The organism is Allobosea sp. 10N428 (genome assembly GCF_056394545.1).
In genome coordinates, this window is sequence record NZ_JBFTIC010000002.1 from 573,872 (window position 1) to 589,364 (window position 15,493).

Below are 15,493 nucleotides of genomic sequence, written 5' to 3' on the forward strand. Positions count from 1 at the left end.
TCCGTGTACCGCGGCCGAATGTCGGCTTGAAACGTAAGCCCGCCCCTACCTATCAAGGCAGCCATGGCCTCCGCGACAGCCCTCGTCACCCGCCTCGAAAACCGTGAGCCGGACTATCGCGTCCAGCCTCACAACATCGAGGCCGAGCAGGCGCTGCTGGGCGCGATCCTGGTCAACAACGACGCCTTCTATCGCGTCTCCGACTTCCTGCTGCCGGACCACTTCTTCGAGCCGATCCACCAGCGCGTCTTCGAGCTGGTGGCGAGCCTGATCCGGGCCGGCAAGATCGCGACGCCGATCACGCTCAAGACCTTCGTCAACGACCTCGATCTCGGCGAGATCACGCCGAGCCAGTATCTCGCCCGCCTCGCCGCCGAGGCGACGACCGTCATCAATGCCGGCGACTACGGCCGCACGATCTATGACCTGGCGGTGCGCCGGCAGCTCATCGGCGTCGGCGAGGATCTCGTCAACGTCGCCTATGACGCGCCCGTCGAGATGCCCCCGCGCGAGCAGATCGAGGAAGCCGAGCGCAAGCTCTACGAATTGGCGGAAAAGGGCCGCTACGAAGGCGGCTTCCAGAAGTTCGACGGGGCGCTTCGCCTCGCCATCGATATGGCGGCGAGCGCCTATCAGCGCGCCGGCGGCCTCTCCGGCATCTCCACCGGCCTGCGCGACGTCGACCAGCGCATGGGCGGCCTGCAGCGCTCCGACCTGCTCGTGCTCGCCGGCCGGCCCGCCATGGGCAAGACCTCGCTTGCCACCAACATCGCCTTCAACATCGCCAAGGCGTGGCGCGGCGAGCGGCAGGAAGACGGCACGATCAAGAGCGTCGACGGTGGCATCGTCGGCTTCTTCTCGCTCGAAATGTCGGCGGATCAGCTCGCGACCCGTATCGTCGCCGAACAATCCAGCATCTCGTCCTACAAGATCAGGCAGGGCCGCATCACCGAGGGCGATTTCGCCCGGCTGACCGACGTCGCCGCGCAAATCGAGAAACTGCCGCTCTATATCGACCAGACCGGCGGCATTTCGATCGCGCAGTTGATGGCGCGAGCCCGCCGCCTCAAGCGCCAGAAGGGGCTCGACGTCCTGTTCATCGACTATCTCCAGCTTCTCTCCGGTTCGTCCAAGGCGGGACAGAACCGCGTGCAGGAGCTGACCGAGATCACGACGAGCCTGAAGGCGCTGGCAAAGGAACTGAACGTCCCGATCATCGCCCTTTCCCAGCTCTCGCGTCAGGTCGAAAGCCGCGACGACAAGCGCCCGCAGCTCTCGGACCTGCGCGAATCCGGCTCGATCGAGCAGGACGCCGACGTTGTGATGTTCGTCTACCGCGAGGAATATTACCTCAAGGGCAAGGAGCCGCGCCCCGGCACCGAAGAACACAACAAGTGGCAAATCGAGATGGAGGCCATGCACGGCGTCGCCGAGCTGATCATCGGCAAGCAGCGCCATGGCCCGACCGGGGCCGTGGCCTTGCAGTTCGACGCCGATGTGACGCGCTTCTCCGACCGCGCCGACGACCTCCGCCTCCCGGACCGTGAATGATGTCTGCAGGACAACCTGATACCGGCGCCTTTGGCGCGACGCTGACGATCGACCTCGACGCGCTGGTGGCGAACTGGCGCCTTCTCGGCAAGCGGGCCGGTGCCGAGGCAGGCGCCGTCGTCAAGGCCGATGCCTATGGGCTGGGCATCGAGCCGGTCGTGACGGCGCTGGCGAAGGCCGGCTGCAAGAGCTTGTTCGTCGCGCATGTCTCGGAGGGCATTCGCGCTCGCAAGGCCGCGCCCGGAGCGGCGATCTATGTGCTGAACGGGCTCTTGCCCGGCACCTGCGGCGCCTATGCCGAGCATGCGCTCTCGCCCGTCCTCGGCTCGCATGAGGAATTGCTGGAATGGGCCTCGTTCCGGCAGAGCGGCGCCAGGACGCGCCCTGCCGCATTGCATGTCGACACCGCGATGAACCGGCTCGGGCTCTGGCCCGGCGAAGGGCTCAATCTCGCCCGCGAGAAATCCGGCGTGATCGCAGCGGCCGATATCGGCCTGGTGATGAGCCATTTCGCGTCGTCGGAGGACAAGACCGATCCGGCCAATGCCCGCCAGATCGCGGCCTTCGGTGAGATCGCGGCGGCTCTCCCCGGTCTTCCGGCGTCGCTTAAGAACTCTTCGGGCCATTTTCTTGAGGATTGCCCGTCCTACCAGCTCACCCGGCCGGGCTATGCGCTCTATGGCGGCAACCCGACGCCTGGCAGGCCGAATCCGATGCAGCCCGTCATCGGGCTGGAAGCGCGGATCATCCAGGTCCGTGACGTCGAGGGCGGCACTCAGGTCGGCTATAACGGCCGCTGGACCGCCAAGGGCAAGCGCAAGCTCGCGACGATCAACCTGGGCTATGCCGATGGCTATCCGCGCAACGGCAGCTGGACCGATGCAACGACCGGCGGCTCGGCCCTGCTGGACGGCGTCCTCTGCCCCTTCGTCGGCACCGTCTCGATGGACCTGATCATCATCGACGTGACCGATGCTCCGGCAGACGCCGCCCAGCGCGGGGCAAGCGTGACGCTAATCGGCGATCGGCTCGACCTCGAAGCGGTCGGCGCCGGCGCCAAGACGATCGGCTACGAGATCCTGACCAGCCTCGGACGGCGCTACGAGCGCCGCTATATCGGCGGCTGATGGCAAAGCGGGCCCCAACCTATCGCTGCCAGGCCTGCGGCGCGGTCTATCACCGCTGGCAGGGCAAGTGCGACGCCTGCGGGACATGGTCCTCGCTGGTCGAGGACGCGCAGGTTGCACCCGTCCCGGGCGGCGGCAGGCCGTCCTCGAACGGGCGGGCGCGCGGCCGCGTCTTCGCGCTGGAAACGCTGAAGGGCGAGACGCAGGATGCCCCGCGCATCATCTCCGGCATTGGCGAGCTCGACCGGGTCACCGGCGGCGGCTTCGTGCCGGGTTCGGTGCTGCTGATCGGCGGCGACCCCGGCATCGGCAAGTCGACGCTGCTGATGCAGGCCTGCGCCGCGCTCGCCAATTCCGGCCGGCGCGTCGTCTATGTCTCGGGCGAGGAATCGACCGGGCAAGTTCGGCTGCGCGCCGAGCGCATGGGGCTGGCGGAGGCGCCGGTCGATCTTGCGGCCGAGACCAATGTCGAGGACATCATCGCGACGCTCGGCCAGGGCGAGCGCCCTGCCCTCGTCGTCATCGACTCGATCCAGACCATGTGGTCGGGCGAGGTCGAGAGCGCGCCCGGCACGGTGACGCAGGTGCGCGGCTCGGCGCAGGCGCTGATCCGCTATGCCAAGACCAGCGGCGTCTGCCTGATCCTCGTCGGCCACGTCACCAAGGACGGCCAGATCGCCGGCCCGCGCGTGGTCGAGCACATGGTCGATGCGGTGCTCTCCTTCGAGGGCGAAGGGGCCCATGCCTTCCGCATCCTGCGCGGCCAGAAGAACCGCTTCGGCGCTACAGACGAGATCGGCGTCTTCGAGATGACCGGCAAGGGGCTGTCGGAGGTCACCAATCCCTCCGCACTCTTCCTCGCGGGGCGTGACCAGCCGGCGCCGGGCGCAGCGGTCTTCGCTGGCATCGAAGGCACGCGGCCGGTCCTGGTCGAGATCCAGGCGCTGGTCGCGCCGACGGCGCTCGGCACGCCGCGCCGCGCCGTGGTCGGCTGGGAGAACAGCCGTCTTGCCATGGTGCTCGCCGTGCTCGAAACGCATGGCGGCCTGCGGCTCGGGCAGCACGACGTCTATCTCAACGTCGCTGGCGGCCTGCGCGTCAACGAGCCGGCGGCCGATGTCGCGGTCGCGGCCGCGCTGGTGTCCTCGCTCAGCGGCGCGACCTTGCCGCCGCACGGAGTGTACTTCGGCGAAATCGCGCTCTCAGGCGCGATTCGGCCGGTTTCGGTGACGCCGGCCCGCCTGCGGGAGGCCGCCAAGCTCGGTTTCGAGGCCGCGCTGATGCCTGCCGGCGGCGCGGATCACGGCGATGGCGGCGGACTCAATCTGCGCCGTTTCGGCCATGTCACGGAACTCGTTGCCGATATTGCCGCGCGCGCGCCTCGCAGAGATGTGAAATGACTTCCCCGGAAGGGTGACGCAGACGGCGGGAACGCGTATAGCAAAGCCGAAACGGTCACCCTATTTGCGGCCGGCCGGCACCAGACCACAGCAAAGCGGCCCTCCCATGCCTGTAACCATTCTCGATCTCGTCGTCATCGGCGTGGTTCTGATCTCGGCTTTGCTCGCTGCCGTCCGCGGCTTTACGCGCGAGGTGCTTGCGATCGCCTCCTGGGTCGCCGCCGCCGCGGTCGCCTGGGTGTTCCACCCGCAGCTCCTGCCCTTCGTCAAGCAATACATCCCGGCAAGCTCAGCGCAGGACACGATCGCCCTCGTCGCCTCGATCGCCGCGCTGTTTCTCGCCACACTGATCGTGGTCTCGATCGTGACGGCCAAGATTTCCGACTTCGTGCTCGACTCGCGCATCGGTGCGCTCGACCGCACGCTCGGTTTCGTCTTCGGCGCCGCGCGCGGCCTGCTGCTGGCGGTGATCGGCTACCTGTTCTTCACCGGTCTGGTCGGCAACGAGAAGATGCCGACCTGGGCCAAGGACGCCAAGGCCAAGCCTGTGCTGGAGGAGACCGGGCGCTCGCTGCTCGCGATGCTGCCGCAGGATGTGAATGCCGATTTCATCAAGAATCTGCTGAAAAAGCAGAAGCCGGAGGAAACCACCGAGGCCCCGGCGGAGGAACCGCGTAGCCCGGCGACGCCGGCACCGGTTGCGCCCGCCCCAACCCGTCCCTAATTGACGCGTAGAGTCACCTCCCCACGCGTGGAGCTCGCCATGATCTCGCAGACCGAGACTGAGACCGCCTTCGACCCCAATGCCGACCGGCTGCGGGAGGAATGCGGTGTCTTCGGCATTTACGGCCACGCGGACGCGGCGGCGCTGACGGCGCTCGGCCTGCACGCGCTCCAGCATCGCGGCCAGGAGGCGGCGGGCATCGTCTCCTTCGACGGCAACCGCTTCCATTCGGAGCGGCGCCTCGGCCTCGTCGGCGACGCCTTCTCGGAAGCGAGTGTCATCGACAAGCTGAAGGGCAAGCAGGCCATCGGCCACGTCCGCTACTCGACGACGGGCGAGACCATCCTGCGCAACGTGCAGCCGCTCTTCTCCGAGCTGCATGGCGGCGGTTTCGCGGTGGCGCATAACGGCAACCTCACCAACGGCCTGACGCTGCGGCGCAATCTCGTCCGCGACGGCGCGATCTATCAGTCGACCTCCGACACCGAGGTCCTGCTCCATCTCGTCGCCCGCAGTCGCAAGCAGCAATTCGTCGACCGCTTCATCGAGGCAATCCGCCAGATCGAGGGTGCCTATGCCTTCGTCGGCATCACCAACAAGAAGCTGATCGGCGCGCGCGATCCACTCGGCATCCGCCCGCTCGTGCTGGGCGAGCTCGACGGCTGCCCGATCCTGACCTCGGAGACCTGCGCGCTCGACATCATCGGCGCCAAGTTCATCCGCGAGGTCGAGAACGGTGAGGTCGTGATCGTCTCCGAGAGCGGCATCGAGAGCCACAAGCCCTTCCCGCCGGTTCCCGAGCGGCCCTGCATCTTCGAGTACATCTACTTCGCCCGCCCCGATTCCATCGTGAAGGGCCGCAGCATCTATGAGCGCCGCAAGGCCATGGGCGCGGTTCTGGCGCAGGAATCGCCGGCCGATGCCGACGTCGTTGTGCCCGTGCCGGATTCCGGCGTGCCGGCCGCGCTCGGCTACGCGCAGGCAAGCGGCATCCCCTTCGAGCTCGGCATCATCCGCAACCATTATGTCGGCCGCACCTTCATCGAGCCGACGCAGAAGGTGCGCGAGCTCGGCGTCAAGCTGAAGCATTCGGCCAACCGCTCGGTGGTCGAGGGCAAGCGCGTCGTGCTGGTCGACGATTCGATCGTGCGCGGCACCACCTCCTTCAAGATCGTGAAGATGATGCGCGAGGCCGGCGCCCGCGAGGTGCATTTCCGCATCTCCTCGCCGCCGATCACCCATCCCGACTATTACGGCATCGACACGCCGGATCGCGAGAAGCTGCTCGCCGCCACGCATTCGCTGGAGGAGATGCGGCAGTTCGTCGGCGCGGATTCGCTGGCGTTCATATCGGTGGACGGGCTCTACCGGGCCATGGGCCATGAAGGGCGCGATCCCGCCCGGCCGCAATTCACCGACCACTGCTTCACCGGCGACTACCCGACCTCGCTGACCGACGTGATCGGCGAGAGCGCCAAACAGCGGATCTCCCTGCTGGCCGAAGCCGGCTGAGCAACCGGAAGCGACAATGACCAAGCCTCTCGAGGGGCGCCTTGCCCTCGTCACCGGCGCCTCGCGCGGCATTGGCCGCGCCGCCGCGCTCGCCTTCGCCCGCGCCGGCGCCCATGTGGTGGCGCTTGCCCGCACGGCCGGCGCGCTGGAGGAACTCGACGACGAGATCCGCGCGATCGGCGGCAATGCGACACTGGTGCCGCTCGACCTCAGCGATGCCGGCGGCATCGAAAAGCTCGGCCCGGCCGTACTGGAGCGCTGGGGCAAGCTCGACATCCTGCTTGCAAATGCCGGCATCCTCGGCTCCCTCACGCCGCTCAGCCATGAGACCGAGAAGGAGTGGGCGAAGGTGCTGGACATCAACGTCACCGCCAATTGGCGGCTGATCAAATCGCTCGATCCCGCGCTCCGCGCTTCGGATGCGGGCCGCGCCCTGCTGATGTCCTCCGGCGCCGCCCATAAATGCACCGCCTATTGGGGACCCTACTCGATCTCCAAGGCCGCCGTGGAGGCGCTGGGGCGCACCTACGCAGCCGAAACCGCCACGACGCCGGTCAAGGTCATGCTGGTCAATCCGGGGCCGCTGCGCACCCGCATGCGCGCCGAGGCGATGCCGGGCGAGGACCCGATGACGCTGAGGACGCCGGAGGATCTGGCGCCGCATCTGGTCCGGCTCGCTTCGCCGGACTGGACCGAGAGCGGCAAGATCTTCGACTTCCCGCAGGGCAAGGTGCTGAGCCCGCAACTGCCGGCCTGAGCCGGCTGCGTCAGCCCTGCGAGGCCCGCGCGAGCGTGATCAGGTCGGGAATGGTCAGGTTCGGGAGAGCCGCCATTTCCTCCAGGCTGAACCAGCGGATCTCGTCATGCTCGTCGACGAGATTGGCAGCCTCGCCGCCCTCCCAGGCGCTGACGACATAGATGTGGTGCAGCGCCGCGCCGTTGCGCGCGGGAAAGCGCTCCGCTTCCCACAGCACGAGTTCATAGCGGGTGGGCGTCAGCCCGACCTCCTCGCGACACTCGCGGATCAAAGCGCGCTCCAGCGCCTCTCCGGGCTCCACGCGCCCGCCGATCGCATCCCAATGGCCGGGCCAGGCCTGCTTCCAGACGGCGCGCAGTCCGAGCAGCACCTTCCGGTCCGGGTCGACGAAGAGCGCGCTCACGGTTTCGAGCATGCGCGCCCCGCCGTACTCACTCGGCCCTGAGCCAGCGCAGCAGCCCGGCCTGATCGCCGCTCTCGACCGCCGCCGCGACGCGCCGGCCGACCGAGGCTCCGAACTTATAGCCATGGCCGGAGCAGGCCGAGACGGCCGTCACCCGGCCGATCTGCCGTGAGAGGAATTTGCGGTCCGCGGTGAAGGTGTAGGCGCAGGTCACGACGCGATCGACCCGGTACTCGGCGATGCGCGCGAAGGGGGGAGAGAAATAGTCGCGCAGCATCTCGCCCTCGCCCAGGCGCGGCTCGCGCTCCTCGGCCGGCTGGCGCGGGCGCTTGTGGATGCCGGCGCCGAACTTGAGACCGGTGCCATCGACCGGCGGCAGGACGTAGCCGTCGATCGCGCCGCCGACATCGACGATGACCGGCGCCGCCTGCCAGGCTGCCTTGAGATCCTCCGGCGGATCGAGATAGACCACTGCGGTGCGATAGGTGGTCAGGTTCTCGGCGAGATCGGGCAGCAGTTTCAGTACCCAGGCCCCCGCCGACACCACGACGCGGTCGAAGCTCGCCTGCTCGCCATCGGCCAGGGTGAGCCTGCCGGCCTCCGGGTCGATGGCGGCAACCTCCACGCCCTCACGAATCGCAACTCCGCGCTCGCGCAGCAGGCGCACCAGCCCGGCCGCGATGCGGGCCGGAAACAGCGCGCCGCCCTCCCGGTTGATGTAGGCGTAGCGGATCGCAGCGGCGTCGAGGAAGGGGTAGCGCCGGGATGCTTCAGCCGGCTCATAGAGCTCGTAGGGTGAGCCGACTCGGTCGAACCCCTGCAGATAGGCGTCGCCTTCGTCATCCGGCGTCTGCGAGACGCCAAGCGTGCCGCAGGGTGCGTAATGGCTCGTGCCCAGATCGGCCCAGAGCTCCTCCCAGGCCTCGAACGCCTCGCTGATGGTGCGGGCATAGCCGTCTGCGCCGGCGTAGGCACGGCGGATGATGCGATGCTGATCGCCGGAGGCAGCGTAGGGGTTGGGGATCTGCGGCGCCTGCTCGAAGAGCGTGACGTCATGCCCGCGCTTGTTCAGCGACCAGGCGGTGGAAAGCCCGGCGATTCCGGCGCCGACGACCGCGATCCGCATCAGCCCTTGCGCTCCTTGTCGTAGGGGTTCTGGCCACCGCGGCGGTGCAGCCGGATCGGCGTGCCCGGCAGATCGAAGCCTTCCCGCAGGTTGTTCACGAGATAGCGGACATAGGAGATCGGCAGATGCTCGAGCTGGTTGCCGAACAGCGCGAAGGTCGGCGGGCGCGCCTTGGCCTGCGTCATGTAGCGAATCTTGATGCGCCGCCCAGCCACGGCCGGCGGCGGATGAGCCGAGAGCACGCCTTCCAGCCAGCGGTTGATGCGCGCGGTCGAGACGCGGCGATTCCAGACCTCATAGGCCGAGAACACCGCCTGCATCAGCCGGTCGATCCCCTCACCGGCCAGACCGGACAGCGGCACGATCGGCACGCCGCGCACCTGCGCCAGCAGATGGTTGGCTTTCTCCTTGAGCTCCGCAAGCAGGCCCTGCTTGTCGGCGACGAGGTCCCATTTGTTGAGGCCGATCACCACGGCCCGTCCCTCGCGCTCGGTCAGGTCGACCAGCGTCAGGTCCTGCTTCTCGAAGGGGATGGTGGCGTCGAGCAGCACGACCACGACCTCGGCGAAGCGGATGGCACGCAGCGAATCCGCGACGGAGAGCTTCTCCAGCTTCTCCTCGATGCGGGCACGCTTGCGCATGCCGGCCGTGTCGAAGAGCTTGACCTTACGGCCGCGCCATTCCCAATCGACCGAGATGGTGTCGCGGGTAATGCCGGCCTCGGGGCCGGTCAGCAGACGCTCCTCGCCGATGATGCGGTTGACCAGCGTCGACTTGCCGGCGTTCGGACGGCCGATGATGGTGACACGCAGCGGCCGGTCGGGATTGTCGTCCTCGTCCGCCTCAGCCGCCGGGACATCCTCCCAAGCGTCGTCCTCTTCTTCCTCGGGCTCGTCCGGGATGAAGGGCACCAGCGCTTCAAGCAGATCGGCTGTGCCCTCGCCATGCTCGGCCGAGAACGGCACGGGGTCGCCAAGGCCGAGCGAATAGGAATCGATGATGCCCTCCGTGCCCTTCTTTCCCTCCGCCTTGTTGGCGAGCAGGATGACGGGCTTACCGGAGCGGCGCACCAGATCGGCGAAGGGCTGGTCCATCGGCGTCAGGCCGAGGCGCGCATCGATCATGAACACCACGACATCCGCCTGAGCGATCGCCGTCTCGGTCTGGGCGCGCATGCGGCCGGCGAGCGATTCCTTGTCCGCTTCTTCCAGACCGGCGGTGTCGATCACCTTGAAGCGCAGATGGCCAAGCGTGGCGTCGCCCTCGCGGCGATCGCGCGTGACGCCCGGCCGGTCATCGACCAGCGCGAGCTTCTTGCCGACGAGCCGGTTGAACAGCGTCGACTTGCCGACATTGGGCCGGCCGATGAGGGCGACGATGGCTGTCATCAGACTTTACATTCCATCGTCACTCCGGCCCGGCCGCAAGGCCGGAACGGGGTGACGGAAGCGTTGGGAGCCAGGCTCCGGTTCAGTTCTTCACCGTGACGGGCCCGCCGCGGACAAGGGCGAGATACAGTTCCACGCGCTGGCGCAGGGCCTGCGGCGCCTGCGGATCGGTGATCGCGGCATCGAACCAGCGGCCGGCCTCGTCGAACTGATTGGCCTTCAGCGCGGAGATGCCAAGGAATTCGCGGGCAGAATGACGCCAGACACCCTGCGGGCTCGCCAGCGGCTCCAGTGCCGTCTTGACCTCCGCATAGGGCGAGAGATCGACGCGCAGGATGCCGGCACGCAGCTTGGCGAGGTCGCGATAGATCGCGTCCAGCGTAGCGTCGTTGGCGAGCGCATCGAAGGCGGCGATACCGGCAGCAGCATCGCCCTTGGCGGTTTCGGCGGCGAGGCGGAAACGGGCGATGAGGCGATAGCCTGCAGGCGCACTGCTGGCGAGCTCCTTCAGGATTGCCTCGGCCTGCGTGCTGTCACCGTCGCGGGAGGATTTCAGGGCCGCTTCGAGGCGCGCGCCCACGGCCTGCGAGGCTTGGATCTCGCGATGCTGCCAGAATTGCCAGCCCGCTACCGCAACGACGGCCAGCACCGCGAGGCCGGTGACGAGCCAGCCATATTTCTTCCAAAGCTCCGCCGCCTTGTCGCGCCGGACTTCCTCATCGATCTCGCGAAAAATATCGGCCATTTGACTGTCAAAATCCCTGTTGGGAGCCCGGTAGCATTTTCAGACCGGGAAGGCGAGCCGGTTCAGCGAATGGATCGTCATGCCCATGACAAAGGCGCGTTGGCCAACTTGTCATTCCGGGGCTTCGCGAAGCGAAGAATCCGGAAACCACGATCGGGCGCGACGTTTAGGCAATCCGATCGGGCCAGGGCTCGCCCGGTTGGGGTTCCGGGTTCGCGCCTATGGCACGCCCCGAAATGACAGCGTGCTTCGCTCTACGATCGACCCGCCCGGAAGAGCAGGCTGCCGTCGCCGTAGGAATAGAAGCGATAATTCGCCGCGATCGCATGGGCATAGGCGCGTTTCATCATGTCGAGCCCGCAGAAGGCGGAGACGAGCATGAACAGCGTCGAGCGCGGCAGGTGGAAATTCGTCATCAGCAGGTCAACCGCCCGGAAGCGATAGCCCGGCGCGATGAAGATCGCGGTGTCGCCCGAGAAGGGGCGGATGGTGCCGTCCTCATCAGCCGCGCTCTCGATCAGGCGCAGCGAGGTGGTGCCGACGCAGACGATCCGCCCGCCCTTCGCCTTGACGGCGTTGAGGGCAGCCGCAGTCTCAGCCGAGACCGTGCCCCATTCGGCATGCATGCGATGCTCGTCGGTATCCTCCGCCTTCACCGGCAGGAAGGTCCCGGCGCCGACATGCAGCGTCACGAAATGGCGGGAGACGCCGAGTGCCTCCAGCTCGGCCAGGAGCTCCGGCGTGAAATGCAGGCCCGCGGTCGGCGCCGCCACGGCGCCGTCGTTGCGGGCGAAATTGGTCTGGTAGTCGGTGGTGTCGGCGCTGTCGGTCGGGCGCTTGCCGGCGATGTAGGGCGGCAGCGGCAATTCTCCGAGCCGCGCGATCGCCTCGTCGAGATAGGCGCTGGTCAGGCTGAACCGCAGCTCGACCTCGCCGCCCTCGCTTTTGCCAACAACCTCGGCCTGCAGGCGGCCGAGCTCGCAGGCATTGCTGGCCCCCTCGGAATCGAAGACCACGGTCTCGCCCAGCGCCAGCTTCTTGGCCGGCCGGGCGAAGGCGAGCCAGCGATCGTCGCTCTCGCGCTTGTGCAGCATGATCTCGATGCGGGCTGAATCCGCGCCGCGATAGCGCCGTCCGCGCAGGCGGGAGGGAATGACGCGCGTGTCGTTGAGGACGAGCGTGTCGCCCGGCCGGAGCAGCGAGACGAGATCGCGGATGCCGCGATCCTCCAGCGGTTCGGGCGCGTCAGGGCGCACCACGAGCAGCCGCGCGGCGTCGCGCGGACTGACGGGCCTGAGTGCGATCCGGTCTTCCGGCAGCTCGAAATCGAAGAGGCCGACATCCATGGCGAGCGAGTCTCGTCCAAAAACAGCGAGCCCTCATCCTGAGCAACGAGCGAAGCTCGTGTCTCGAAGGATGTTCCAGCGCCCGCTGGAACCGCCCTTCGAGACGCCGCGCAGGCGCGGCTCCTCAGGACGAGGGCTCGCCCTTCTTCAAAACCTCAGGCCGCGTCGGCCATCACCTTCAGCGAGACAATCGAGTCGGGATCGCGTACCGGCTCACCGCGCTTGATCTTGTCGACATTGTCCATGCCTTCCACGACCTCGCCCCAGACGGTGTACTGCTTGTCGAGGAAGCGCGCGTCGTCGAACACGATGAAGAACTGGCTGTTGGCCGAGTTCGGGTTCTGGGCACGGGCCATCGAGCAGACGCCGCGCACATGCGGCTCGGCATTGAACTCCTGCTTCAGGTCGGGGTAGCTCGAGCCGCCGGTGCCGGTGCCGTGCGGGCAGCCGACCTGCGCCATGAAGCCGTCGATGACGCGATGGAAGACGATGCCATCATAAAAGCCCTCGCGGGCGAGCAGCTTGATGCGTTCGACATGGCCGGGAGCGAGGTCGGGGCGCAGCTTGATGACCACGCGGCCCTTGGTGGTTTCCATCACGATGGTGTTTTCGGGATCGAGCGACATTAGCTCTGCCTTTCGTTAGGCGGCACACGGCCGTGGAAACGGATGATGAAGGGTCGCCCCGCGATACTCGCTCCGAGGCCCTTCGACAACCTCATCGGCGTGCAGGAATGGATGGCGGCAACAGCGGAATCGCTGAAGCGCCGCTGAAACGCGGGATCGCCGCGTCGCGTCTCCCAGGTCACGCGCGGCTGCCCGAAGAGGCTGCCGTCGCGGCGCAGGCTGAAGCGAAGCGAGACCATCGCGCCGGTCAGGTCGCCCGGCAGCGGCGGAGGCGTCCAGCAACGCCGCAGCGCCGGCGCAATATCGGCCAGAGTGGCGACGGTCTCCCCTTCCTCCGGCCGCGTCTCCGGCGAAACCGAACCGATCAGGCCGATCTCGCCATTGCGGCGCAGCAGGCTCTGCGAGCCGATGCGGCGCTGCTGCATGCCAGGAATATCGTTGTCGCCGCCGAAGGGGCCGCCGATACCGGGGTTGTAGCGCTGGCCGCTCTGCGGCGGCAGGATCGGGTTCTGCGAGCCGGATGGCGGAGGCAGAACAGGGTTCTGCGAGCCGGAGGCAGGCGGCAGGCCGAGATCGCGTGTATCCTGCGCGAGCGCCACGCCGCCGAGCAAAAGCACCGCGAGAGTGCCGGTGAGGATCGTCCGCAACATGGTCCCGCCCCTCCCCGGCTTCATCTCACTTGGCGTCGGAAGCCATCCGCATGCGAACGATCTTGTCCGGATTGGTGACCTGACCGCTGCCCTGGGCGCCCTTCTTGATCTTGCGCACGGCATCCATGCCGGAGACCACCTCGCCGAAGAGCGTGTAGCTGCCGGTCAGCGAGCCGCAGCCTTCATAGCAGATGAAGAATTGCGAATTGGCGGAGTTCGGCGACTGGGAGCGCGCCATGCCGACGGAGCCGACCTTGTAGGGCGTCTGGCTGAACTCGGCGGGAATGTTCGGCAGGTCCGAGCCGCCGGTGCCGGTGCCGGTCGGGTCGCCGGTCTGGGCCATGAAGCCGTCGATGACGCGATGGAACACGACGCCGTCATAGAAGCCGCGCTTCACCAGCGCCTTGATCTGGGCGACATGCTTCGGCGCAAGGTCCGGCCGCAGGCGGATCGTCACCGGGCCGTCCTTGGTCTCGAGAATGACCGTGTTCTCGGGATCGGGCTTGGGGCTCTGGGCTTGGGCGAAACCGAGCGAGGCGACGACGGCAAGGGCGGCGAGCGAGCTGCGCAGCATGAAAATCTCCATGGCCACCGGCAAGTCCGGCGGATGGCCGTAGGTAGCGATATCCTTTGACCGGAACAAGGCACCTGCCCTAACGGCCGCCGCCAGGGGACCGGCAGAAAAAACCATTGTTGCACTGCACAAGTGCAATGGAGATCAAACTTGCAAAAATTTAAGGCTGCATTTGTCTAAACTGATGACAGAGCCGTCACAATCAGCTAAGTCATCTCCCGCTGGGAGCGCCTTGCTAGCCATGGCGCTGCGGACCAGGTCTCGGGAGGACAAACGCCCGCCTAGTATCCGAGTCGCACGCAACCAGACGCGCGCCGATACTGCGGTAAAAAAAGACTATCCAAGGCAAGGCATCGGCCTTGCCTTTTTCTTTGCCGGCTGCCCCGCCGCTCTACCTGCCGAAGCTTTTCCTCATCCCACAGCGATCGGAAGCGTCCTGCCCTAGCATGGCGCGCGTCTGCCGGACACGGCAGCGCCTTCCGATCCCTATCCTGCCGGCAGAGCCCTGCGAGTGCGCCGTTTCAGATGTCGTAGGTCACCCAGACGTACCAGACGCCGGCGAAAATCACCGCGGCGACGACCGAGGTGATCGCGGCTTTCTTGAGCAGCCCCGGCAGGATCGGCGCACCCGGCTCGGTTCCCTCGACGACGTCACCCGTCTCGTGCTGGCTGCGGATGCCGAAGGGCAGCACGGCGAAGAGCGTGATCCACCAGATCACGAAATAGAGCGCGAGCCCGCCAACGATGTTCATGCGCCGCTCCCCGCGAGGGCGATGCAGGCGAAAGCGACCCGGGCCTCGGTCGGCACGCCGAAGCGTGCGGTATGGCGCGCCGGCAAGCCGTTGGGAAAATGCCTGACATACTCCGCGTTGCAGGCAGCGTAGTCGGCGGGATCGGTGATCAGCATGGTCATCTGCACGACGCGATCGAGCGAGCTGCCGGCCTCCTTCAGGATCTCCCCGATGCGAAGCAAGGCATTGCGTACTTGCTCCGCGGCCGTGTCGCCCCGGAAGATACCGAGAGCGGGATCGTGCGGCGCCGACTGGCCGGAAACGAAGACCATCCCACCAGCGACGGTCGCCGCGCTGAAGGGGCGTGGCGAGCCGGGCTCCGGCTGGCCGAGGAAAGCAATCTCGGTCATGACTGTCAGGCCTGTTCCAGTTCGACCAGCGTGCCGAGGAAATCCTTGGGATGCAGGAAGAGCACGGGCTTGCCATGGGCGCCGATGCGTGGCTCGCCGGAGCCGAGGACCCGCGCGCCCTGCGCCTTCAGCCGGTCGCGAGCGGCGAGGATATCGTCGACCTCGTAGCAGATGTGATGGACGCCGCCATCGGCATTGCGCTCGAGGAACTTCGCGATCGGCGAGTCGGCGCCAAGCGGCTCCAGCAGTTCCACCTTGGTATTGGGCAGCTCGACGAAGACCACGGTGACGCCATGTTCCGGCTGCGGCAGCGGCTGCGAGACGCGCGCACCCAGCGTGTCGCGATAGAGCGCCGTCGAGGCCGCGAGATCCTTCACCGCGATGGCGACATGGTTGAGGCGTCCGATCATCTTCGTCTTCTCC

The 15,493-nt window shown here is 67.1% G+C and carries 17 protein-coding genes; 6 read left to right on the top strand and 11 right to left on the bottom strand.

Features of this window, described 5'->3' with window-relative positions; genetic code table 11:
* Nucleotides 1–63 precede the first annotated feature (63 nt).
* The 6 genes from AC1DDA_RS09120 (at nt 64) to AC1DDA_RS09145 (ending at nt 7,071) form a co-directional block, all read left to right on the top strand.
* Complete coding sequence (locus AC1DDA_RS09120; protein ID WP_441512656.1) at nt 64–1,551, top strand: replicative DNA helicase; 1,488 nt, start codon at nt 64–66, stop codon at nt 1,549–1,551.
* On the top strand, nt 1,551–2,678 hold the full coding sequence (gene alr, locus AC1DDA_RS09125; protein ID WP_476795509.1) for an alanine racemase: 1,128 nt from the start codon (nt 1,551–1,553) through the stop codon (nt 2,676–2,678). Before AC1DDA_RS09120 ends, alr begins: the two co-directional genes overlap by 1 nt.
* Complete coding sequence (gene radA, locus AC1DDA_RS09130) at nt 2,678–4,078, top strand: DNA repair protein RadA (protein WP_476795510.1); 1,401 nt, start codon at nt 2,678–2,680, stop codon at nt 4,076–4,078. The genes alr and radA overlap by 1 nt, the downstream gene beginning before the upstream one ends.
* Nucleotides 4,079–4,184: 106 nt before the next feature.
* Nucleotides 4,185–4,802 (top strand): CvpA family protein, encoded by a 618-nt coding sequence (locus tag AC1DDA_RS09135; protein WP_476795511.1) that lies wholly within the window; start codon nt 4,185–4,187, stop codon nt 4,800–4,802.
* A gap of 39 nt (nt 4,803–4,841) precedes the next feature.
* On the top strand, nt 4,842–6,314 hold the full coding sequence (purF, locus tag AC1DDA_RS09140; protein ID WP_441512659.1) for an amidophosphoribosyltransferase: 1,473 nt from the start codon (nt 4,842–4,844) through the stop codon (nt 6,312–6,314).
* Between the two features lie 16 nt (nt 6,315–6,330).
* On the top strand, nt 6,331–7,071 hold the full coding sequence (locus tag AC1DDA_RS09145; protein ID WP_441512660.1) for an SDR family NAD(P)-dependent oxidoreductase: 741 nt from the start codon (nt 6,331–6,333) through the stop codon (nt 7,069–7,071).
* Between the two features lie 10 nt (nt 7,072–7,081).
* On the opposite strand, the gene AC1DDA_RS09150 is transcribed toward AC1DDA_RS09145, so the two are convergent.
* The 11 genes from AC1DDA_RS09150 to mce form a co-directional block, all read right to left on the bottom strand.
* A complete protein-coding gene (locus AC1DDA_RS09150) occupies nt 7,082–7,486 on the bottom strand; it encodes an NUDIX hydrolase (RefSeq protein ID WP_476795512.1) in 405 nt (134 codons plus the stop codon).
* A 16-nt stretch (nt 7,487–7,502) separates the two neighbouring features.
* The gene (locus tag AC1DDA_RS09155) at nt 7,503–8,600 is read right to left on the bottom strand and encodes an NAD(P)/FAD-dependent oxidoreductase (protein ID WP_476795513.1); all 1,098 of its coding nucleotides are present in this window, start codon (nt 8,598–8,600) and stop codon (nt 7,503–7,505) included.
* Nucleotides 8,600–9,988 carry a ribosome biogenesis GTPase Der gene (gene der / locus AC1DDA_RS09160; RefSeq protein ID WP_476795514.1) on the bottom strand — a complete coding sequence of 463 codons (1,389 nt, stop codon included), beginning with the start codon at nt 9,986–9,988 and terminating at the stop codon, nt 8,600–8,602. Before der ends, AC1DDA_RS09155 begins: the two co-directional genes overlap by 1 nt.
* 82 nt (nt 9,989–10,070) lie before the next feature.
* A complete protein-coding gene (locus AC1DDA_RS09165) occupies nt 10,071–10,733 on the bottom strand; it encodes a tetratricopeptide repeat protein (RefSeq protein ID WP_476795515.1) in 663 nt (220 codons plus the stop codon).
* Between the two features lie 254 nt (nt 10,734–10,987).
* Entirely contained in the window at nt 10,988–12,079 is a 1,092-nt protein-coding gene (gene queA, locus AC1DDA_RS09170; RefSeq protein WP_476795516.1) for a tRNA preQ1(34) S-adenosylmethionine ribosyltransferase-isomerase QueA, read from the bottom strand.
* Between the two features lie 155 nt (nt 12,080–12,234).
* On the bottom strand, nt 12,235–12,705 hold the full coding sequence (locus AC1DDA_RS09175) for a peptidylprolyl isomerase (RefSeq protein ID WP_441512666.1): 471 nt from the start codon (nt 12,703–12,705) through the stop codon (nt 12,235–12,237).
* Entirely contained in the window at nt 12,705–13,355 is a 651-nt protein-coding gene (locus AC1DDA_RS09180) for a hypothetical protein (RefSeq protein ID WP_441512667.1), read from the bottom strand. Before AC1DDA_RS09180 ends, AC1DDA_RS09175 begins: the two co-directional genes overlap by 1 nt.
* Before the next feature lie 25 nt (nt 13,356–13,380).
* Complete coding sequence (locus tag AC1DDA_RS09185; RefSeq protein WP_441512668.1) at nt 13,381–13,929, bottom strand: peptidylprolyl isomerase; 549 nt, start codon at nt 13,927–13,929, stop codon at nt 13,381–13,383.
* Nucleotides 13,930–14,450: 521 nt separating this feature from the next.
* A complete protein-coding gene (locus tag AC1DDA_RS09190) occupies nt 14,451–14,681 on the bottom strand; it encodes a DUF1467 family protein (RefSeq protein WP_441512669.1) in 231 nt (76 codons plus the stop codon).
* Entirely contained in the window at nt 14,678–15,070 is a 393-nt protein-coding gene (locus AC1DDA_RS09195) for a RidA family protein (protein ID WP_476795517.1), read from the bottom strand. The genes AC1DDA_RS09190 and AC1DDA_RS09195 overlap by 4 nt, the downstream gene beginning before the upstream one ends.
* A 5-nt stretch (nt 15,071–15,075) precedes the next feature.
* Complete coding sequence (mce, locus tag AC1DDA_RS09200; RefSeq protein WP_441512671.1) at nt 15,076–15,480, bottom strand: methylmalonyl-CoA epimerase; 405 nt, start codon at nt 15,478–15,480, stop codon at nt 15,076–15,078.
* Nucleotides 15,481–15,493: the final 13 nt, after the last annotated feature.